Here is a 20,545-nt window from a genome sequence, read left to right as displayed (position 1 = left end):
GGCATGTCCGCCGCTCCGGCAGGGCTTCGCCGCGGTGTGCGCTCCCAGGAATCCGACCCCGCCCGCAGTGTGGGCGCGTAGCCGAAGGGAGGACCGTGACCTTCGGATTCGCTCCGGCCTCGGCAGCGGCGTCGACATCCGCCGCGTCCGCCAACCGCTTGCTCGAACCCGCGGAGTGGGCCGCCGCCGGGATCCCGCTGCTGCGCAACCCTCGCGAGATCGTCAGCGGACTGCACGCCCGGCACCACCCGCAGCCGGCGACCGCTGTCGTCGCCGTGCTCGACCCTGACGAGCGGCTGCGGGCGAGCGCCTCGTTCGTCCGGCGTCCGGCCCCGGCCGACGGCTGGATGTTCCGCAACGTACTGCTGGCGCAGCTGCGCCGGGTCATCCCGCACGATCTGCGGCGCCGCACACCGGTGCGCACCGCGGTGCTGCTCTACTGCCGTGAGGGCGACGCGCGTTGGACGGAGGAGGACGGCGCGTGGATGTGGGGGCTGCGCGACGCCTGCACCCTGCACGGGCTGCGCTGCGGGGCCTACATCACGCTGACCCGTGACGGCTGGCAGGTCCTGGGCGAGGGCCGCGGTGGACGCCGCCCCCACTCCGCCTCGGAACCGGAGCCGTTCGGCATGTCCGAGGCGCCGCCGCCACCGCCGCGCACCGGCGGCGCGGCTTCCGAGATACTGCGCCGCGCGGCGGCGGCGCGCTGAGGCCCCGGCCAGGTCTGTCGGCACCGATCGGGGCCACGCCACGTCGCACAACACACCATGGTCCCTGTGACCGGCAGTCGCCGCGTAGGACCGCAGTTCCCGAACCGGGCTGAGCCCGGACGGGAGCCGACCGCGTACAGCCGCAGAGCACGCTCCCCCGACGGTGCGGGGTCGCCGCGCAGTCACGGTGTCCAGCTCTCGGGGGCACGCCGAACCGCTCACCGTGCGGCGCCGCCGGAGCGGCGCCTGAAGCCGACGACCAGCGCCCGGCCGGGCGCGGCCGAACCGGCTCAGACGCCGGCGCCCAGCACCGAGTTGATCCGCTGCGGATCGCCACAGACGATCAGCAGGGCGGTGGCCCGGGCGTGAGCCAGGGACAGCGCGCTCGCGGCTGCGGTCTCGGATTCGCCGTTGACGGCGACCACGACCACCGGCCGCGAGGCGGCGCGGGCCGCGACGGTGGCGTCCGTGTAGAAGACGTCGTCCCGGGCGTCGTGCTGGGCCCAGTAGGAAGTCTCGCCGAAAGACAGCTCGTGGGTGGCCCACGGGTGCTGTTCACCGGTCGTGATCACCAGGACGTCGCTGGGGGCACGACCGGAGTCCAGGAGCAGGTCCACGGCTTCCTCGGCGGCGTCGAGCGCGCCTCCGGCGGAAGCAGGGATCAGCTGGATCTGCGGAGCGGCCGGAGCAGCGGGGCCCGACGGACCGGGCTTGGCGGCCGCGTCACGCGCCGTGCGCTGCACCGGCGGCGCAGGCCGCAGAGGGCCGGGACGACCGGGACGCGACGGAGCCGCGGGACGGGGGCCGGGTACGGGACGAGGGGTCGGCGCGGTGCGGCCGCTGGCCGGAGTGGCGCGGGGACCCTGGGCACTCTCGTGAATCTGAGGCTCCTCGGGAATGAGAGGCATGAGTTGATATTTATCAAACGTTGGTACGGCCCGCGTCGGCGGGTGGCGCATGCGTGCGAACAAAACCGTCAGAAATCGAAGCCGAGCTGACCCTCGATTTCCGGAACGCTTCCGTCCGTCCAGTTGCGGACCTTCTTGAGGTGCCGCCACTGGGGCAGCGCATCAAGATACGCCCACGACAACCGGTGGTAGGGGGTGGGGCCCCGCTCCGCCAGTGCGGCCTTGTGCACGGGTGAGGGATACCCGGCGTTGTCCGCAAAGCCGAAGTCTGCATGGTCGATACCCAGTTCGGCCATCATTTTGTCGCGCTGGACCTTGGCGATCACCGAGGCCGCCGCGACAGCCACGCACGACTGATCGCCCTTGATCACCGTACGGACCCGCCAGGGCGCACCGAGATAGTCGTGCTTGCCGTCGAGGATGACCGCGTCCGGGCGAACCGGCAGGGCATCCAGAGCACGGCACGCCGCCAGCCGCAGCGCGGCCGTCATGCCCAGCTCGTCTATCTCCTCAGGGGAAGCGTGCCCCAGAGCGAACGACGTGACCCACGTCCGCAGCACCTCCGCGAGTTCGGTACGCCGCTTGATGGTGAGCAGCTTCGAATCCGTGAGGCCCTCGGGCGGCCGACGCAGGCCGGTGATCGCCGCGCAGACGGTGACGGGCCCGGCCCACGCACCTCGCCCCACCTCGTCGACACCTGCAACGATCTTCGCTCCGGTCGTGGCTCGAAGGGAGCGCTCGACGGTGTGAGTAGGCGGTTCGTACGGCATGGCGCCCCTAGATTACGCCGCCCGGAACCGCCCGCGACACCCTGGCCCACTCGAACGGCGCCAGAGCCCTCGCCAACCCCGGTCAGGCGCCGCTCGGCCGCAGCAGCGGAACCATCAACTCGTCGATCATCTCGTCGATTTCATGGTCTTGCCATTCGCAGCCGCACATCTTGTTGCGGTACATCATCATCGCCGGGATGGCGTCGAAGACATATCCGTTCGCCGCGTCCGAACGCACCTCCCCTCGCGTGATTCCACGCTCGATGACCTCTCGCAGCATCTTGATGGTGGGCTCCACAACCCCGTCGAAGATCACGGCATGGAAGCGCTCCGCTTGCACCGTGTCGCACTCGTGAATCACTGAGCGAAGCGCGAAACCCGGGCGGGAGAACATCGCGTCGCGGGCCCGCCGGCACAGCGCCACCAGATCTTCGCGGACACCACCCTCGTCCGGCGCCTCGTCGAAGTGCGGCAGTCCGGCTCGCAGGGCGTCGGCGACGAGGTCCTCCTTGGAGGACCAACGCCGGTACACCGCGGCCTTTCCGGTCTGGGCGCCGGCGGCGACACCTTCCATCGTCAGGCCGTTCCAGCCGACGGTACTGAGTTGGTCCAACGCGGCGTCGAGGATCGCGCGTTCGAGCACGGCGCCGCGGCGGCGGGCGGCCGTCTGAGCGGGGGCATCCGCCCAGCTCGGGGTAACCATCTGACTCTCTCCAACGAGCGACTGAAGCGGGCATTCCGGGGATGGGGTGCGCCTTGGGCGGCAGCAAAGGGGGACGTGCCGCACGACGACGCCTTGAGTGAACGCTTGCGTTCACTGTCGAGGACTCACTACCGTTGACGCGACAGTGAACGCCATCGTTCACTAACGCTTTCGTGGGGGACCCATAGTGACAACCTCTCCGTTGCTCCAGGACAAGAAGCCGGGCGCGGCGCGCCGGGACGGACATCCCGGCATCGCGCTCGCCGTCATCGCGGCCTGCCAACTCATGGTGGTACTCGATGCGACGATTGTGAACATCGCGCTCCCGCACATTCAAGACGCGCTCAAGTTCAGCACCACCGACCTCACCTGGGTCGTCAGTTCCTACACACTCACCTTCGGCGGACTGCTGCTCCTCGGCGGCCGCGCCGGTGACATCCTCGGCCGTCGCCGGGTCTTCATGACCGGCATCCTGCTCTTCACCTTTGCCTCGCTGCTCGGCGGGCTCGCCCAGGAACCCTGGCAGTTGCTGGCCGCGCGGGTCCTGCAGGGCGTCGGAGGCGCGATCGCGTCGCCCACCGCGCTGGCACTCATCACCACCACGTTCCCCGAGGGCCCGGAACGCAACCGGGCCTTCGGCGTCTTCGCCGCGGTCTCCGCGGGTGGTGGCGCCATCGGCCTGCTCGCGGGCGGCATGCTCACCGAGTGGCTCGACTGGCGCTGGGTGCTCTTCGTCAACGTGCCGATCGGCTTGCTGATCGCCGTGCTCACACCGCTCTACATCGGCGAGTCCGAACGGCACACCGCCCGCTTCGACATAGCGGGCGCACTCACCTCGACCGCGGGCATGGCGTCTCTCGTCTACGGCTTCATCCGGGCCGCGGACGAGGGGTGGCGGGACAACCTGACCATCGGGTCCTTCGTTGCCTCGGTGGTCCTGCTGCTGGCCTTCGGGGTCATCGAGTCCCGGGCCAAGGAGCCGATCACCCCGCTGCGGATGTTCGCCGACCGAAACCGCTCGGGCACCTACGTGATCATGCTGAGTCTGGCCGCGGCGATGTTCGGCATGTTCTTCTACATCGTGCTGTTCGTGCAGAACGTGCTCGGGTACAGCCCGATCCAGGCGGGCGTAGCTTTCCTGCCCGTGACGGTCGTGATCGCGCTCGGCGCGGGTCTGTCGCAGCGGTTCCTGCCGGTACTGGGACCCAAGCCGTTCATGCTCGCGGGCTCGGCCCTGGCGACGATCGGGCTGGCCTGGCAGGCGCTCATCAGCTCCGACAGCTCGTATGTCGGCGGGGTCCTCGGTCCGATGCTGGTGTTCGGCTTCGGCATGGGACTGAACTTCGTGACGCTGACCCTCACCGCCGTCTCCGGTGTCGCGCAGCACGAGGCGGGCGCCGCGTCCGGGCTGCTCAATACGACCCAGCAGGTGGGCGGATCCCTGGGTCTGTCCATCCTGACGACGGTCTTCGGCACGGCGACCAAGGACGAGGCGGAGAAGCAGCTTCCGCAGTTCATGGCCGAGGGCTCCGCCGAGCAGAAGGCGGAGTTCGCCGCGACACACCAGCTGCCGGCGCCATGGGGGCACGAGGTGCTGGCCCAGGGCATCTCGGCGGCGTTCGTCCCTGCCGCGGCGATGGCCGCCCTCGCCCTGGTCACCGCCTGGCTGGTGATCCGGGTCCGCAAGAGTGACCTGGAGGCGCTCGCCGGCTCGGCCGGGCCGGGGCTCGGCTGACGAACGGACAGGGCGAGCCGGCTCCGGCGGCTCGTCGGCGAGCTCCACACAGGCCTGCCGACGACTGACGGGCCGGTCCGCCACCGGCCGCGGGCGTCCGGACCGTGCCCGGGGGACGGACGATGAGGGCAGCGGTCCGGCCGCCCGCGTGCGTCCCACGTGACGCAGGAACGCGCCCCACCAGTGGATCAGTACAGTGAGCAGGACCTCCATGACCACCCCCTTCTCACGCGCTCACCAGCGGGTACTCCAGCACGTGCGACCTCACGGCGCGCACAGCGGATGTCATGACAACGGGCGGCCGATCACGGAGAGTTCCTGAAGCGCACGGAGAGTTTCCGGGGCGCAGGAAGGTTCCCGTCGCGCAAGGGAGTGTCCAAAGCGCAGGAAGTTTCGCCGGTGCGGGGAGAATCCGCCAGCGCCGCCGGGCTCCCGCAGCACACGGATACTCCCGCCGCACACGGATACTCCCGCCGCACAGGGAAACTCCCGCCGCACGGGGAAACTCCCGCCGCACCGGCGAGTCCCGACCGTCAGACCGACACAGGCACCCAGTCCGGCAGCGGCTCCGTCCGCCGCACCCACTCGACAGGGGGCGCCCCCGCCTTCCCCGAGGCGATCACACCGCCCACGATGGCGCAGGTGGTGTCGACATCCCCGCCGACCTGGGCGGTCGTCCAGAACCCCCGCTCGTAGTCACCGAGGTTCCTCGCTGCCGACCAGAGGGCGAAGGGCACGGTGTCATGGGCGGTCGTCCGCCGCCCGCACCCCAGGACCGCCGCGACGGTGGCCGCGTCGCCGTAGTCGAGCATGTCCCTGGCCCGTCGCAGTCCCGCGCCGACCGCGCTCTTCGGCACCAGTTCGATGACTCCGTCGAGGAGTTCCTCGGCGCGGGGCGGCCCGCCGGGGGCGGCGGCGAACGCGGTGGCCGCAGCGACGGCCATGGCGCCGACGACGGCCTCGCGGTGCTGGTGGGTGGTGTAGGCGGAGATCTCCGCCTGGTGGGTCGCCTGCTCCGGGTCGTCGGCGTACCAGGCACCCAGCGGGGCGATCCGCATCGCCGCGCCGTTGCCCCAGGAGCCCTGCCCGTTGAAGAGGGCGGCGGCGAGCTCGCGCCAGTCGCCGCCCTCCCGGACGAGGCGCAGGAGGCGGTTGACCGCAGGACCGTAGCCCCGGTCGAAGTCGTGGTGTTCCGCGAAGGAGTGGGCCAGGGCGTCCTGGTCGATGCGGTGGTGAGTGGCCAGGACGGCGACGACGGATCCGGCCATCTCCGTGTCGTCGGTCCACTGCCAGGGCCCGGACGGCACCTCGTGGCGCTTCAGCAGCGGGTAGTTCACCGGCACGAAGTACTGGGAGCCCAGGGCGTCCCCGACGGACAGTCCGCGCAGGCAGGCCAGGGCGCGGTCCAGGCGCCCGACGGAGGAGGAGTCAGCGGTCATCGCCCTGCCACTCTATCCGGAGATCCCGTACGGCTCGGGATCTCGCCAGCGGTCGAACGGCCGGTCGAGGGTGTACTTGCCGTCGTCTCCCAGAACGAGCATCCGCACCTCGCCGTTCCCTGGGTTCGACAGCGACTCGAACTCCGCGACCGTCCAGTGGAACCACCGCATGCAGAACAGCCGCATGGCCAGCCCGTGAGTCACGATGAGGACGTTCGGCGGGTGGTCGGGGTCCTCGAAACTGCGGAACAGGCTCTCCAGGAAGCCGCCGACCCGGTCGTAGACGTCGGCGCCGGACTCCCCCTGGGCGAAGCGGTAGAAGAAGTGACCGTACGCGTCACGGTAGGTCTTCTGGAGGCGGACGTCGTCGCGGTCCTGCCAGTTGCCCCAGTCCTGCTCGCGCAGCCGGGGCTCCTCGCGCACGCGTATGAGGCCGGTGTCGAGGTGGAAGGCCCGCAGCGTCTCGTGCGTGCGGCGGTAGGGGGAGACGTACACGCTGACGCGTTCACCGCCGAACAGCGCGCGCAACCGCTCGCCGGTCGCCTCCGCCTGCCGTCGGCCCCGCTCGGTCAACGCGAGGGCGTGGTCGGGTTCACGCTCGTACACGGAGTCATCAACATTGCCCGTTGACTCGCCGTGCCGGACAAGGACGATGCGCCGTGGTCGTGCCATGCCGAAACCCTAGATCGAGTGAGGGCCCGTCGAGCACTCGTACCGCCCCCATACAGCGTAGGTCACACAGATTCCGCACCACAGATCACACCGGTCGCACGCTCACCAACCGGAATCCGCTCTTCCAAGCCCGCCCGCGTCACACCGTCCAGCTCGGCTCCATGTCCACGACGTCCCCGGTGAGCGCCGCCACGTCCGCCTCCGTCTGGGCTCTCAGGGCAAGCCGCTCCACGCGTTCGGTACGGTACTTGCCGTGCTCGGCGGCCGACCGCCACATCGACAACACCAGGTACTCACACCCGGGCGCCTCGCCGAAGAGCCCGCGCACCATGCCGGGCGAGCCGGCCATCGCCGGGTTCCACACCTTCTCCTGCATCAGCACGAAGTGCTCGGCCCGCTCCTCATGGACACGACAGAGCGCCACGCGCAGCAGGTCCGCGTCCGTGAAGCGCGGTTCGAAGCCGGTCTTCACGTCGAAGCGGTAGTCGAACAGCCTGACCTGGGCGTCCTTGAACGTGCCCGACTGCGCCGACGCGAGCCGGTCGTGGGACCGCGCCATGAAGGAGTCGTAGAAGGCACGGCTCTCCCAGAACGCGAAGATGTGCGCCACGTCCTGCCGCCCCCGGCTCCAGCCACCCCCCTGTCCCCGAAACCCCGGCTCCCCCAGAAGCCCCGCCCACTTCCGCTGCCCCCGCTCGAACCCGCGGCGGTCCACCACGGTGCAGCGAATCCACTTGACCAGCACCGCGCCATGGTAAGGCCAGGAGCGTGGCGTCGGTCACTCTCGACTGGACCGCTCTCCGGCACGCGCACGCGTACGCGTGGCAGGATGGACAAACAGTCGTGAGCGCCAGGCAGTTGGGGCGAACGGGCGGTCGGTACGGGGAAGGGGACAGCAGTGGACGGGCTCAACAAGGGGCTTCGCAAGGTCGAGATCGCGATGCGGTGGGATCCCAGTCCGGCGGGGCAGCCGTCCACCGATCTGGACCTCGTCGCGGCGACCTATCCGGCGGACGATCCGTACGGCGACCCCACCTATGTGGTGCACTTCGACAGCCGCTCCCCCGACGGCACCATCTATCTCAACCGGGACAGCAAGGACGGCCAGGGCTTCGGCTACGACGAGGTCATGACGCTCGAACTCGAACGGCTCGACAGCCGGTACGCGCGCGTGGTGGTCGGTGTCGTCATCCAGCAGCGCCCTGCGGAACGCACCTTCGTCAGCGTGGCCAATCCCGGCCTGCGTATCCGCGAGGGGTACACGGTCCTGACGGAGGACGACTTCGGCGGTGTCCTCGGGGCCACCGCCGCGACGGTGGCGGAGTTCGTCCGGGACGGCTCCGGCCCGTGGGAGTTCCGCCCCGGCCTCCGGGGCTTCGAGGGCGACCCGGTGGACTTCGCCCGGACGATGGGCGCGGCACACCGTCCATGAGCCCTGGGCTCTGAACGACAGGATGTGAAGGACAAGAGGGGCACCACCCGAAGGTGGTGCCCCTCTGTCATCGGTTCAGGTGACCGGCGTCAGCTGCAGCCGCTCGTCGAGCCGCAGCCCTCGCAGATGTAGCAGGAACCGGCGCGCTGCATCTTCGTACCGCAGGAGAAGCACAGCGGGGCGTCGGCCTGGATGCCCAGCTGCATCTCGACCAGTTCGGCACTGGTGTGGGCCTGCTGCGGGGCGGGCTTGGCCGCCTCGTCGTCCTGAGGCCTGGTGAGGGCCTTCAGCTCCTGCGCCCGGGGCGCCGACTGGGCCAGGCCCTCGACGTCGACCTCGTCCTCGGACGGCTCGTACGAACCGGTCTCCAGGTGGCGCTGGCGCTCCTCGGCGGAGTGGATGCCGAGCGCGGAGCGGGTCTCGAAGGGCAGGAAGTCCAGCGCCAGGCGGCGGAAGATGTAGTCGACGATCGACTGCGCCATCCGCACGTCCGGGTCGTCCGTCATGCCGGCGGGCTCGAAGCGCATGTTCGTGAACTTCGAGACGTACGTCTCCAGGGGGACGCCGTACTGGAGGCCCACGGAGACCGCGATGGAGAAGGCGTCCATCATGCCCGCGAGGGTCGAGCCCTGCTTGGACATCTTCAGGAAGACCTCACCGAGACCGTCGTCCGGGTAGGAGTTGGCCGTCATGTAGCCCTCGGCGCCGCCGACGGTGAAGGACGTGGTGATGCCGGGACGTCCCTTCGGGAGGCGCTTGCGGACCGGGCGGTACTCGACGACCTTCTCGACCTTGGTCTCGACGACCGCGGGCTCCTCGGCCTTCTCCTCCTCCTTCTTCTTGGCGGAGAGCGGCTGGCCGACCTTGCAGTTGTCGCGGTAGATCGCGAGCGCCTTGACGCCCAGCTTCCAGGCCTCGAAGTAGATCTCCTCGACCTCCTCGACGGTCGCCGACTCCGGCATGTTGACCGTCTTGGAGATGGCGCCGGAGATCCACGGCTGGATCGCGGCCATCATGCGGACGTGGCCCATCGGGGAGATGGCCCGCTCGCCCATGGCGCAGTCGAACACCTCGTAGTGCTCGGGCTTGAGGCCCGGGGCGTCGATCACGTTGCCGTGCTCGGCGATGTGGGCGACGATCGCCTCGTTCTGCTCTTCGAGGTAGCCCAGACGGCGCAGGGCCTGCGGGACGGTGCCGTTGACGATCTGCATCGAGCCGCCGCCGACCAGCTTCTTGAACTTGACCAGCGCGAGGTCGGGCTCGACACCGGTGGTGTCGCAGGACATCGCGAGGCCGATGGTGCCGGTCGGCGCGAGCACGGACGCCTGGGAGTTACGGAAACCGTTCTTCTCACCGAGACGCACCACGTCCTGCCAGGCCTCGCTGGCGGCGGCCCAGACGGGGGTGTCCAGGTCGTCCATGCGGACGGCCTTGTCGTTGGCGTCGAAGTGCTGCTTCATGACGCGCTTGTGGGCGTCGGCGTTGCGGGCGTAGCCGTCGTACGGGCCGACGACCGCCGCGAGTTCGGAGGAGCGGCGGTAGGCCGTACCCGTCATCAGGGAGGTGATGGCGCCGGCGAGGGCGCGGCCACCGTCGGAGTCGTAGGCGTGGCCGGTGGCCATCAGCAGGGCGCCCAGGTTGGCGTAGCCGATGCCCAGCTGGCGGAACGCGCGGGTGTTCTCACCGATCTTCTGCGTCGGGAAGTCGGCGAAGCAGATCGAGATGTCCATCGCGGTGATGACCAGCTCGACGACCTTCTGGAAGCGCTCGGCCTCGAAGGACTGGTTGCCCTTGCCGTCGTCCTTGAGGAACTTCATCAGGTTGAGCGAGGCGAGGTTGCAGGACGTGTTGTCCAGGTGCATGTACTCGCTGCACGGGTTCGACGCGGTGATCCGGCCGGACTCGGGGCAGGTGTGCCAGCCGTTGATCGTGTCGTCGTACTGGATGCCGGGGTCGGCGCAGGCCCAGGCGGCCTCGGCGATCTTGCGGAAGAGCGACTTGGCGTCGACCTCCTCGATGACCTCGCCGGTCATCCGGCCGCGCAGCCCGAACTGGCCGCCCTGCTCGACAGCCTTCATGAACTCGTCGTTCACACGGACCGAGTTGTTGGCGTTCTGGTACTGGACGGACGTGATGTCGTCGCCGCCCAGGTCCATGTCGTAGCCCGCGTCGCGCAGGACGCGGATCTTCTCCTCTTCCTTGACCTTGGTCTCGATGAAGTCCTCGATGTCCGGGTGGTCCACGTCGAGGACGACCATCTTGGCGGCACGGCGGGTGGCGCCACCGGACTTGATCGTTCCTGCGGAGGCGTCGGCACCGCGCATGAAGGAGACCGGGCCTGAGGCGTTGCCGCCGGAGGAGAGCAGCTCCTTGGAGGAGCGGATCCGGGAGAGGTTCAGGCCGGCGCCGGAGCCGCCCTTGAAGATCATGCCCTCTTCCTTGTACCAGTCGAGGATCGACTCCATGGAGTCGTCGACGGACAGGATGAAGCAGGCGGAGACCTGCTGGGGCTGGGCCGTGCCGACGTTGAACCAGACAGGGCTGTTGAAGCTGAAGACCTGGTGCAGGAGGGCGTACGCCAGCTCGTGCTCGAAGATCTCGGCGTCGGCGGGCGAGGCGAAGTACTTGTGGTCCTCGCCGGCCTTCCGGTACGTCTTCACGATGCGGTCGATCAGCTGCTTGAGGCTGGTCTCGCGCTGCGGTGTGCCGACGGCACCGCGGAAGTACTTGCTGGTGACGATGTTGACCGCGTTCACCGACCAGAAGTCGGGGAACTCCACGCCGCGCTGCTCGAAGTTGACCGAGCCGTCGCGCCAGTTGGTCATGACGACGTCACGGCTCTCCCACGCCACCTCGTCGTAGGGGTGGACCCCCGGGGTGGTGTGGATGCGCTCGATACGCAGGCCCTTGCTCGCCTTGGTGCCCTTGGCGCGGGAACTCCGTGCCGGACCGCTCGCCGTCTCTGTCATGCCGCCTCCCTGTACGGGCGAAAACGCCCTGAAGTGCCCCGTTGTTCCCGTGGCACGGTGTTCTGTCTGGTGTTGCGGGCATCCACTCACACAGCCCGCAACAGGTCTTCACATCGCCGCCGCCCGGCCGGGCCCGGAGCTGGCTTCCGGGTCCGGCCCGCCGGTCAGTCGGCGGCGCCTGCGGGCTCGGGGACCGGTGTCGTCCCTCCGGGCCCGCGGTCGTCTTCCTGGCTCCCCGCCCCCGCGTCCTCGCGGTCGCCGTCGTCCACCTCGGGGCGTCCCGTCTCTTCCCTGAGTTCCGCGATGGCCGCCTCGAAGTCCTCGAGCGAGTCGAACGCCCGGTAGACGGAGGCGAATCGCAGGTAGGCGACGAGATCGAGCTCCTGCAACGGGCCGAGTATGGCCAGCCCCACGTCGTGGGTGGTCAGCTCGGCGCTTCCGGTGGCCCGCACCGCCTCCTCGACCCGCTGGCCGAGCTGGGCGAGCGCGTCCTCGGTGACGGGCCGTCCCTGGCACGCCTTGCGCACACCATTGATGATCTTGGTGCGGCTGAAGGGTTCGGTGACTCCGGACCGCTTGACCACCATCAGCGAACACGTCTCCACGGTCGTGAAACGACGGGAGCAGTCCGGACACTGGCGGCGCCTGCGGATCGACGTGCCGTCGTCGGTCGTACGGCTGTCGACGACGCGGCTGTCGGGGTGCCTGCAGAAGGGGCAGTGCATGAACTCCCAACCCTCCTCACAGCAGACTCAATAGCCTCGCGAGACCTCTTGCGCCCCACGAAGCAGCCCCAAGCATAGGCGATGACCATGAGCGCGGAGACCCGGGGGACCACAACTTGTGGGCTGCCGATGCAATCCAACCACTAGATGTGGGGATTGGCTCATACATCCACGCCATATGCGCGCGTCGCGCGCGTCAGCGCAGGTGACACGCGACCGGTCGGACCGCGCCGACCTCGTACGACCCGGGCCGCACCGCCGTTCGCGCCCCCACGACCCGCCCGTCGCATCCGTTCGGGGCACAGCTGTATCGCTACGGCACATGCGGAGATACCGTGGGCGCCGCGAGGAGGGGGCGTGGGACTCCCGCACAGATGCGGGCTGCTCCCAAGGCAAGGGAATGCCGGATGGCAGACTGGGACAACAGTCCACGAGGCGATCACCCCGGCGGTGAAGAGTACAGCAATGGGCCCTTTTGCCCGTCAGGCGGCGCGGTAGCCAATACACCCGGACACATGATCGCGTCAGTCGAATCGCGATTTTTCACTCGAACGTGTGTTTGGCGCAACCTTTCGAAAGCAACTACCGTTGTCCAGCAGGGAGACCATCGAGAGGGGCCGACGTGACCACCACCGCAGACAGTGCCGCCATCACCGCCCAGGACCGCTCCCAGGGCCGACTGGAGCCGGTGCATGCGATGAGCGAAGCCACGAACCCGGAGGGGCAAAAGCGCTCCCTGCCGGGCCGACCTCCCGGCATCCGGGCGGACAGCTCCGGACTCACCGACCGCCAGCGCCGTGTGATCGAGGTGATCAGGGACTCCGTGCAGCGGCGTGGCTACCCGCCGTCGATGCGTGAGATCGGCCAGGCCGTCGGCCTCTCCAGCACCTCCTCCGTCGCACACCAGCTGATGGCACTGGAGCGCAAGGGCTTCCTGCGCCGCGACCCGCACCGGCCGCGCGCGTACGAGGTGCGCGGTTCTGACCAGGCCGCCTCGGTGCAGCCCACGGACACCGCGGGCAAGCCGGCCGCTTCGTACGTCCCGCTGGTCGGCCGTATCGCCGCCGGTGGCCCCATCCTCGCCGAGGAGTCCGTCGAGGACGTCTTCCCTCTCCCCCGCCAGCTCGTCGGCGACGGTGAGCTGTTCGTCCTGAAGGTCGTCGGTGACTCGATGATCGAGGCCGCGATCTGTGACGGCGACTGGGTCACGGTCCGCCGCCAGCCGGTCGCCGAGAACGGTGACATCGTGGCCGCCATGCTCGACGGCGAAGCCACCGTCAAGCGCTTCAAGCGCGAGGACGGCCATGTCTGGCTCCTGCCGCACAACGCGGCCTACGAGCCGATCCCGGGCGACGACGCGACCATCCTCGGCAAGGTGGTGGCCGTGCTGCGCCGCGTCTGACGCCGCGCACCGCGTCGGGTGGGCCCCACCAGCCCGCCCCCTGACCGGGCCCCGGGACCCCTGCGCCGGTTCCGGGGCCCTGCGCTGTCCAGCCCCGACATGCGCTTCCGCTGTGACGTGCAGGTTGTCCGTGGGCTTCGTCAGACATGCGCAAGAGCTACATCTGAGACGTGCACGGGCTCTGTCTGTGACGTGGGAGGCGGCCTGCACTCGAGCGGCAGGCCGCCTCCCAGGGCTTACTCGGCTTCCGTCTGCTTGGCCACCGCGTCGATCGCCGACAGTGACTTCCGCACCTGATTACGGTCCGTCGTGTACCAGAAGTCGGGCAGTGACGCCTGCAGATAGCTGCCGTACCGGGCGGTCGCCAGACGCTGGTCCAGGACGGCGACGACACCGCGGTCACCCGACGCGCGCACGAGACGGCCGGCGCCCTGGGCCATGAGGAGCGCGGCATGAGTGGCGGCGACCGCCATGAATCCGTTGCCCCCCGCCTCCTCCACGGCCTTCTGCCGGGCACTCATCAGAGGGTCGTCCGGGCGCGGGAACGGGATCTTGTCCATGACCACCAGCTGGCAGCTGGGTCCGGGGACGTCCACGCCCTGCCACAGCGACAGGGTGCCGAAGAGGCACGTCTTGGGGTCGGCCGCGAAGTTCTTGATGAGCTCGCCGAGCGTTTCCTCCCCTTGCAGGAGGATCGGGAACTCCGGAATCCGGGACCGCAGCTCCTCGGCTGCCAGCTGGGCGCCCCGCATCGAGGAGAAAAGGCCCAGGGTGCGCCCGCCCGCCGCCTGGATCAGTTCCGTCAGTTCGTCGAGCATGTCCGCGCGGTCGCCGTCCCGCGCGGGGCGCGCCAAGTGCTTGGCGACGTAGAGGATGCCCTGCTTGCGGTAGTCGAACGGCGAGCCGACGTCGATGCCCTTCCACTGCGGGAGGTCGTCGCCCTCGGAGCCCTCGGGGGCGAGGCCGAGGGAGGCGCCGACGCCGTTGAAGTCGCCGCCCAGCTTCAGCGTCGCTGACGTCAACACCACGGAACGGTCCGCGAAGAGCTTCTCCCGCAGCAGCCCCGACACGGACATCGGGGCGACACGCAGGGAGGCACCGAAGCGGTCGTGGCGCTCGTACCAGACCACGTCCCACTCGGAGCCGTTCGTGATCCGCTCCGCCACGTCGTGCACGTTCTCCACGGAGGCCAGGGCCTGTTTGCGGACGGCGTCCTCGTCCTGGACCGACTTGTCGCGCGTCGCGCCGATCGCGGAGATGACGGTGCGGCACGCGTCGCGCAGCGCCATGAGGGCGTACCCCAGGTCCTCGGGAATCTCCTCCAGGCGCCCCGGCAGCGCAAGCTCCATCAGCCGCTCGAAGCCCTCTGCGGCGGTCTGGAGCTGGTCTGCGGCCTTCTCGTTGACGAGTTTCGCGGCACGGCGCACCGCACGATTGACCTGGCCGGGAGTGAGTTCGCCGGTCGCGACTCCGGTGACCCGCGAGACCAGCTCGTGTGCCTCGTCGACGATCAGCACCTCGTGCTGCGGGAGCACCGGGGCGCCCTCGATGGCGTCGATCGCGAGCAGCGCGTGGTTGGTGACGACGACGTCGGAGAGCTTGGCCCGCTCACGGGCCATCTCGGCGAAGCACTCCGCCCCGTACGCGCACTTCGAGGCGCCCAGACACTCCCTCGACGACACCGACACCTGCGCCCAGGCCCGGTCCGAGATGCCGGGCGTGAGGTTGTCACGGTCACCGGTCTCGGTCTCGTCGGCCCAGTCGCGCACCCGCAGCAGGTCCTGGCCCAGCTTGCTGGTGGGCGCGGCCGCCTCGAACTGGTCGAAGAGGCCCTCCTCCTCGTCCTGCGGAACGCCCTCGTGCAGGCGGTGCAGACACAGGTAGTTCGACCGGCCCTTGAGCATCGCGAACTCCGGGCGGCGGCGCAGCAGGGGGTGCAGCGACTCGACCGTTCTCGGCAGGTCGCGTTCCACCAGCTGGCGCTGCAGGGCCAGGGTGGCGGTCGCGACGACCACACGCTCCCCGTGCGCCAGAGCGGGCACCAGATAGCCCAGCGACTTGCCGGTGCCGGTGCCGGCCTGGACCAGCAGGTGAGAGCCGTCATCGATCGCCTCCGCGACGGCTTCGGCCATGGTCACCTGACCGGGGCGCTCCGTACCGCCGACGGCAGTGACGGCAGCATGCAGGAGTTCGGGGAGTGAGGGCTTCGTCATAGCGCGACCACCCTACGACCCAGCACTGACAAACGGGTGATCAAGGAGGCAACGGGGGGCGGGATCAAGGTCTGCGGCTCCTCGACGAGGTCGGGACAGCGGGAACTACGGCGGCGCCGCCCGCGTTCAATGAGTGATGGCACGGTGACACAGGGCTACAGAGCTGCAGAGCTACATCACATTTCGGAGGGACCGGTCCCGGACCATGAGGGCGGCGCGCTTGGCGGGCAGGTCGACCTCGGAGGAGAACCGGAAGCCGGCGGTCAGGAAGGCGGCGATGGAGGGGGTGTTGCGAATGTCGGGTTCCGCGATGACGCGCGCGCAGGACGGGCGCCGCGCGAGAACGAGATCGGCCACGGCTCGCAGCAGGAGACCGCCGAGACCACGCCCTCGGTCGGCGACCGCGCCGACGAGGAGGTGGAGTCCGGTGTCGTGGGGCTTGGCCGGGTAGTGACGGGCCAGCGGATCCAGGTCCGCCCGGTAGATCTCCCAATAGCTCATCGGTGTTCCGTCGAGCGCGCCGATGCACGGAATGCTGCGTCCGTCGCCGCCGAGCTGGGCCCGCAGATGGTCCTCGGTCACGCTCGGTGGTCCGGACAGCTCCCAGAACGCCGCGGCTGCGGGGTCGTTCATCCAACGGCTGACGAGCGGAAGGTCGCGCTCGATCCGTACGGGGACGAGGTGGAAGATGCCCGCGGACGTGTCGACGGGGCCCCAGCCGGCGACGCGGTCGAGGAGATCGTCCTCGGTGGGGAGGAAGGGGAGAGCCGAGGGGGCGAAGGTGTCACCGGTCATGGTGTGGGAGAGGGAAGGCTCAGCCGTGTCGTGAGCCGGCCACCGCGCTCCGTAGCTGTCCGCCTCCTCTTTCGCGATGAGGGCGAGGAACTCGTCCGGAAGATGCAGGTCCATGGTGTCCTCCCCCTGCCCGTCCGCACCGGAGTCGGCCAGGGGACCGGACTCGGCATCGGAACCGGAAGCGGCATCTGAGCTGACGTCGTCAGGGACGGGGGCAGCGGAATCAGTACCGGTGGTCGGGTCGGCAGGAGGCACCAAACGCTCCTCTCGGGAAGGCGGGTGAGGCGGATCCTCAGGGATGAAGGAGGTCGGTTGTGACCGGAGGACGGTCAGGGTGATCAGGAGTGCAGGGGGTTGGCGATGGTGACGTAGACGGACTGGGTGTCGACCGGGCCGACGAGTTCGTCGAGGCCGTGCAGGCGGGTCAGCAGGTTGGCCTTGCAGCGCAGCACGGGTGAGTCGAGCAGGTGGGCGGGCAGTGGGGTGCGCAGCCGGGCCGGACCGGAGGCGGCGCTTGCGAGGAAGCGGCGGAAGGCGGCGAGCAGCAGCCGTTCATCGGCCAGTCGCTGGGAGCCGAACGCGCCGATGAGGCCGAGCACGTTGTTGATCGCCAGGTAGTAGGTGAAGCGCTCGTCGGTGACCTCGTCGCGGACGAACGTGTCGCTCTGCCTTCCGATGCCGGGCAGACGCGTGTCGAGGTCCGCGCGTCGGGACTCGCGGAAGTAATAGCCCTGGTTGTCGCGGTAGCGCCCGCCCGTGGGCCAGCCGTCGGCGTCCAGCAGGAGCAGGGTGTTCTGCTGGTGCGCCTCCAGGGCGATGCCGGCCTCACTGTCCAGCCACAGGACGGGACGCACGACGTGCTCGAGGTAGCGCAGGAACCACTCGGCGGCGACCGCTCCGAGAGGTCGGCCGGTCCGGCGGGCGAGACGAGTGACGACCTCGGCGAGCCGGGACCGCATGACCGGGTCGTGGGTCTCGTGGGTCTCGGGGTGGTCTGGAGCATTTCCGGGCCGGACCTGGGAGCGCGGGCGCGGCGAGATGAGTCCGGCGAGGCAGGACACATCGTCCGAGGCGCTGAACGGGTTGTGGCGGATCATCACGTCCAGTCCGGCCGACGGGGCGCCGTCGGCGGTGTCGACAGCGAGCCAGGCGGGGTCGCGAACGATGTCGAAGCCCGGGTGCGCGGCCCGCCACTGCTGCGCGAGCCCGCTGCGGAGCAGGCGGTGGACCTCGACGCCCCGGTGCAGTTCCTTACGGAGGTTTTCACGACGGGAGTTGGTGATGCGCAGGCCCAGCGACAGTTTGAGCATCGCGGGGGCGCCGGTCCGGTAGACGGTTCGTACGGAGGAGGTGGGGTGCCAGGGGGCGCCGTGGGTGCCGAGGTCACGGAGCAGTCCGCTGTCCAGCAGGGCCGCGGTCTCCGGCCGGTGCCGGATCTCGCGTGCCTGCCAGGGGTGCAGGGGCAGGAGGGCGTATCCGTCCGGCAGTGGGAGTCCGGTTCCGGCCAGGCGGGCGGTGAGCAGGGCCGCGGCGACGGGGCGGCCGCGTTCGGTCCAGGCGGAGTCGGTGGCGAGGACGGAGGGGGCGACAGCCATCCAGTGCAGGGGGAAGGACCCGCGCGACTCGGGCGAATAGAGGGGTGCTTCGGACTCGGAGAGGCCCTCGCGGCTCTTCGGGGTCGGGTGCAGGGGGTGTCCGAGGACGAGGGCCTGTTCAGCGGCCAGGAAGCGGTCGGGATCGTCGACCGGGTGTTCCCGACGGTCGTGGATGAAGGCGGCGACGCGGCGGAGAGAGTCGGCCACCCCCGCGACCAGCCCGATGCCGGTGTCGCATGCGCCGCTGATACCGGAGGCACCTGCGGAGGCCTCCCTGGTGAACAGGGCGGCGACCGTGACGGCGTCCGCCGGTGGTGCGTGATCAGGGGTGTCGGCGAGGCGTGGAGGACCGAAGCGGTGCCAGCCCGTAGGGGACCAGTAGCGGACCGGTACGAGCAGTGCCGTGCCGGTGGAGGGAAGGGGGATGCGGAGGATGCCGTCGCAGGGGGCGGGTCGGCCGGTCTCACGCACCCAGCAGCGCAGCAGGGTCTCGACGGCCGCTGCCTGCGCGGCGGTGTGCGGGTCGGGGTGGGCCAAGAGGTCTGCGGCCGGAGCGCCGACCCGCGTCCGGCCGTCCAGCACCTCGGTGTGCTGCGCCCCGGGCCTCTGCCGCGGAACCACCGGGTTCGCCGATGTCCCCACGGCCAGGGAGTCGGTGCGGCCTCGTCCAGGAGTCGTTCCTTGGTCCTGGGGCTGGGGCGTGGCGTTCAAGTGGGTTTCCTTGTCGGGTGGTTCCGGGTCGTGGGGCGCGGCCTGCGAGCAGAGGAGTTTTCATCGGCTCGCTTGCAGGAGAGCGAGGGGTCGTGGTGTGGCGGCGCATGCCGTGCGTGGACTCCCTCGGCTCGCAGGCTCACGGCGCGCACGGAGCGTTCGTCGGAACGCCGTGGCGTCGGGCCACGGCCTCGACGGCGTCGGCCAGGCGGTCCAGCACGGCGGCTGCCTGTTCGTCGCTGATCGTCAGGGGCGGCAGCAGCCGTACGACGTTCGCGTGGCGGCCGCCGAGTCCGACGATGAGACCCCGTCGCAGGCACTCCCGCTGGACCGCGGCGGCCAGTTCGGGGGTGGTGGGGAGGGTCCGCTCCGTGCTGTCCGGCATCGCCGAGTGCCCCGGGTCGTCGTCCACCAACTGCACCGCGAGCATCAGCCCCCGGCCCCGTACATCGCCCACGCACGCGAACTCGTCCACCAGCCCCTGGAGTCGGCGCAGCATCCGCGTCCCGAGATCAGCCGCGCGCTGGGCGAGGTGGTTCTCGCGGACGTGGGCGAGGGTCGCCGTTCCGGCGGCCATGGCGAGTTGGTTGCCGGGGAAGGTGTCGGCGTCGGCGTCCGGTGTTCCGGCGTCGAGGTCGTCGCGGTAGACCACCACGGCCAGCGGCAGGCTGCCTCCGATGGCCTTCGAAAGGACCATGACGTCGGGGGTCACTCCGCTGTGCTCCACCGCCCAGAAGGCGCCGGTCCGGCCGACGCCCGTCTCGATCTCGTCGGCGATCAGCGGGACGGACCGGTCGGCCGTGAGCTGCCGCATGCGCCGCAGCCAGGCGTCAGGAACGGGGATCACCGCGCCCTCGCCCTGGACGGGCTCGACGATCACCCCGGCGGGGAGTGGCACGCCGGGCCCGGGGCCGTCGAGGAGGGACTCGGTCCAGTGGGCGGCGAGGCCGCCGCCGCGCTCGCCGCCCACGTCGGGCGAGCAGCGGTGGTCCTGCGGGGAGGGCAGATGCGCGACCCGTCCGGCAGGTTCGCCCGCGGGCGCTTCGAGTGGCCCGGTGGTCCTTCCGTGACCGTCACCGGTGAACGCGAGGAGGCCGGTCCGCCCGGTCGCCGCACGGACCAGGTCGCAAGCGCTCTCCATCGCGTCGCTGCCTGCCGGTCCGCAGAACCGGACGCGGGCGCGGTCGGCGAGTCCGGGAGGCAGGGTGCGGAACAGTTCGGTGACGAAGGCGTCTTTGACGGGGGTGGCCAGGTCGAGGACGTTCAAGGGCGCGCCGGAGTCGAGGACCCTGCGGATGGCTTCCAGGACGACCGGGTGGTTGTGCCCGAGCGCGAGGGTGCCTGCGCCCGAGAGGCAGTCCAGGTAGCGGCGGCCGTCGGCGCCCTCGATAGTCAGCCCGCGGGCCCGCACCGGCACGATGGGCAGGGCGCGGGCGTAGGTGCGGGCCGCGGACTCTCGCGCGGACTGGCGGCGCAGAATCCCCTCGTGTGTGGTGCGCGCGCCGGTCGCCGTGCGGTCGGCGGCGCCACCGGGGAGGGACTTCCCCGGCGCAAGCCCCACAGCGGCCGCCTCGGACGCGCGTCCCACCTGGGTCGATTCCGCCACGACTTCCCTGACCTCCCACTGGGCACGGGCACAGGGGACCGCACACGGACAGCAGGCCCCTCACCCCTACCAACCCCGGTCCGCTCACCGGGTTACGGGTTGCTTCAAGATCCTTGCCGTGACGGAACTGTTGCGGATCCGTCGGCCCTCCCCCACAGCC

Annotated in this window: 16 protein-coding genes; 4 read left to right on the top strand and 12 right to left on the bottom strand. The window is 70.1% G+C overall.

The window, feature by feature from the left end:
• Positions 1 to 95: 95 nt before the first annotated feature.
• Positions 96 to 710, top strand: a complete 615-nt coding sequence (locus tag SSQG_RS28890) for a hypothetical protein (protein WP_003993455.1) — start codon at positions 96 to 98, stop codon at positions 708 to 710.
• A 290-nt stretch (positions 711 to 1,000) separates the two neighbouring features.
• Here the strand turns inward: SSQG_RS28890 and SSQG_RS28885 are convergent, their stop codons facing one another.
• From SSQG_RS28885 to SSQG_RS28875, 3 genes are all read right to left on the bottom strand, one after another.
• Positions 1,001 to 1,618 (bottom strand): hypothetical protein, encoded by a 618-nt coding sequence (locus tag SSQG_RS28885; protein ID WP_078506938.1) that lies wholly within the window; start codon positions 1,616 to 1,618, stop codon positions 1,001 to 1,003.
• 68 nt (positions 1,619 to 1,686) lie between these two features.
• Positions 1,687 to 2,388: a ribonuclease HII gene (locus SSQG_RS28880; protein ID WP_003993453.1), complete on the bottom strand. Its 702-nt coding sequence runs from the start codon at positions 2,386 to 2,388 to the stop codon at positions 1,687 to 1,689.
• Between the two features lie 82 nt (positions 2,389 to 2,470).
• Positions 2,471 to 3,091: a TetR/AcrR family transcriptional regulator gene (locus SSQG_RS28875; RefSeq protein WP_003993452.1), complete on the bottom strand. Its 621-nt coding sequence runs from the start codon at positions 3,089 to 3,091 to the stop codon at positions 2,471 to 2,473.
• Positions 3,092 to 3,278: 187 nt separating this feature from the next.
• Here SSQG_RS28875 and SSQG_RS28870 point away from each other — a divergent pair, with 187 nt between their 5' ends.
• On the top strand, positions 3,279 to 4,826 hold the full coding sequence (locus SSQG_RS28870; RefSeq protein ID WP_003993451.1) for an MFS transporter: 1,548 nt from the start codon (positions 3,279 to 3,281) through the stop codon (positions 4,824 to 4,826).
• A gap of 533 nt (positions 4,827 to 5,359) precedes the next feature.
• Here SSQG_RS28870 and SSQG_RS28865 read toward each other — a convergent pair.
• The 3 genes from SSQG_RS28865 to SSQG_RS28855 all read right to left on the bottom strand — a co-directional run bounded on the left by SSQG_RS28865 (position 5,360) and on the right by SSQG_RS28855 (position 7,682).
• Positions 5,360 to 6,265, bottom strand: coding sequence for an ADP-ribosylglycohydrolase family protein (locus tag SSQG_RS28865; RefSeq protein WP_003993450.1), 906 nt, complete (start codon positions 6,263 to 6,265; stop codon positions 5,360 to 5,362).
• 12 nt (positions 6,266 to 6,277) lie between these two features.
• Positions 6,278 to 6,937, bottom strand: a complete 660-nt coding sequence (locus SSQG_RS28860) for a histidine phosphatase family protein (protein ID WP_003993449.1) — start codon at positions 6,935 to 6,937, stop codon at positions 6,278 to 6,280.
• 139 nt (positions 6,938 to 7,076) lie between these two features.
• The gene (locus SSQG_RS28855; RefSeq protein ID WP_003993447.1) at positions 7,077 to 7,682 is read right to left on the bottom strand and encodes a YdbC family protein; all 606 of its coding nucleotides are present in this window, start codon (positions 7,680 to 7,682) and stop codon (positions 7,077 to 7,079) included.
• Positions 7,683 to 7,835: 153 nt separating this feature from the next.
• Here SSQG_RS28855 and SSQG_RS28850 point away from each other — a divergent pair, with 153 nt between their 5' ends.
• Positions 7,836 to 8,369 carry a TerD family protein gene (locus SSQG_RS28850; RefSeq protein WP_003993446.1) on the top strand — a complete coding sequence of 178 codons (534 nt, stop codon included), beginning with the start codon at positions 7,836 to 7,838 and terminating at the stop codon, positions 8,367 to 8,369.
• Positions 8,370 to 8,458: 89 nt separating this feature from the next.
• On the opposite strand, the gene SSQG_RS28845 is transcribed toward SSQG_RS28850, so the two are convergent.
• Positions 8,459 to 11,338 (bottom strand): vitamin B12-dependent ribonucleotide reductase, encoded by a 2,880-nt coding sequence (locus tag SSQG_RS28845; protein ID WP_003993444.1) that lies wholly within the window; start codon positions 11,336 to 11,338, stop codon positions 8,459 to 8,461.
• Positions 11,339 to 11,502: 164 nt separating this feature from the next.
• Entirely contained in the window at positions 11,503 to 12,063 is a 561-nt protein-coding gene (gene nrdR / locus SSQG_RS28840; RefSeq protein ID WP_003993443.1) for a transcriptional regulator NrdR, read from the bottom strand.
• A gap of 622 nt (positions 12,064 to 12,685) precedes the next feature.
• On the opposite strand from nrdR, the gene lexA reads away from it, so the two are divergent.
• Positions 12,686 to 13,465 carry a transcriptional repressor LexA gene (lexA, locus tag SSQG_RS28835; RefSeq protein WP_003993442.1) on the top strand — a complete coding sequence of 260 codons (780 nt, stop codon included), beginning with the start codon at positions 12,686 to 12,688 and terminating at the stop codon, positions 13,463 to 13,465.
• Between the two features lie 236 nt (positions 13,466 to 13,701).
• Here the strand turns inward: lexA and SSQG_RS28830 are convergent, their stop codons facing one another.
• The 4 genes from SSQG_RS28830 to SSQG_RS28815 all read right to left on the bottom strand — a co-directional run bounded on the left by SSQG_RS28830 (position 13,702) and on the right by SSQG_RS28815 (position 20,340).
• A complete protein-coding gene (locus SSQG_RS28830; RefSeq protein ID WP_003993441.1) occupies positions 13,702 to 15,678 on the bottom strand; it encodes an ATP-dependent DNA helicase in 1,977 nt (658 codons plus the stop codon).
• Between the two features lie 171 nt (positions 15,679 to 15,849).
• Positions 15,850 to 16,728, bottom strand: a complete 879-nt coding sequence (locus tag SSQG_RS28825; protein WP_003993440.1) for a GNAT family N-acetyltransferase — start codon at positions 16,726 to 16,728, stop codon at positions 15,850 to 15,852.
• 83 nt (positions 16,729 to 16,811) lie between these two features.
• Entirely contained in the window at positions 16,812 to 18,779 is a 1,968-nt protein-coding gene (locus tag SSQG_RS28820) for an IucA/IucC family protein (RefSeq protein ID WP_003993439.1), read from the bottom strand.
• A 139-nt stretch (positions 18,780 to 18,918) separates the two neighbouring features.
• Positions 18,919 to 20,340 (bottom strand): aminotransferase class III-fold pyridoxal phosphate-dependent enzyme, encoded by a 1,422-nt coding sequence (locus tag SSQG_RS28815; protein WP_003993438.1) that lies wholly within the window; start codon positions 20,338 to 20,340, stop codon positions 18,919 to 18,921.
• Positions 20,341 to 20,545 lie beyond the last annotated feature (205 nt).

It is taken from the genome of Streptomyces viridochromogenes DSM 40736, assembly GCF_000158955.1.
In the GTDB taxonomy this organism is placed as follows: domain Bacteria; phylum Actinomycetota; class Actinomycetes; order Streptomycetales; family Streptomycetaceae; genus Streptomyces; species Streptomyces venetus.
Note: the sequence above shows the minus strand (reverse complement) of the source record. Positions and strands in the feature narration are given on the sequence as shown.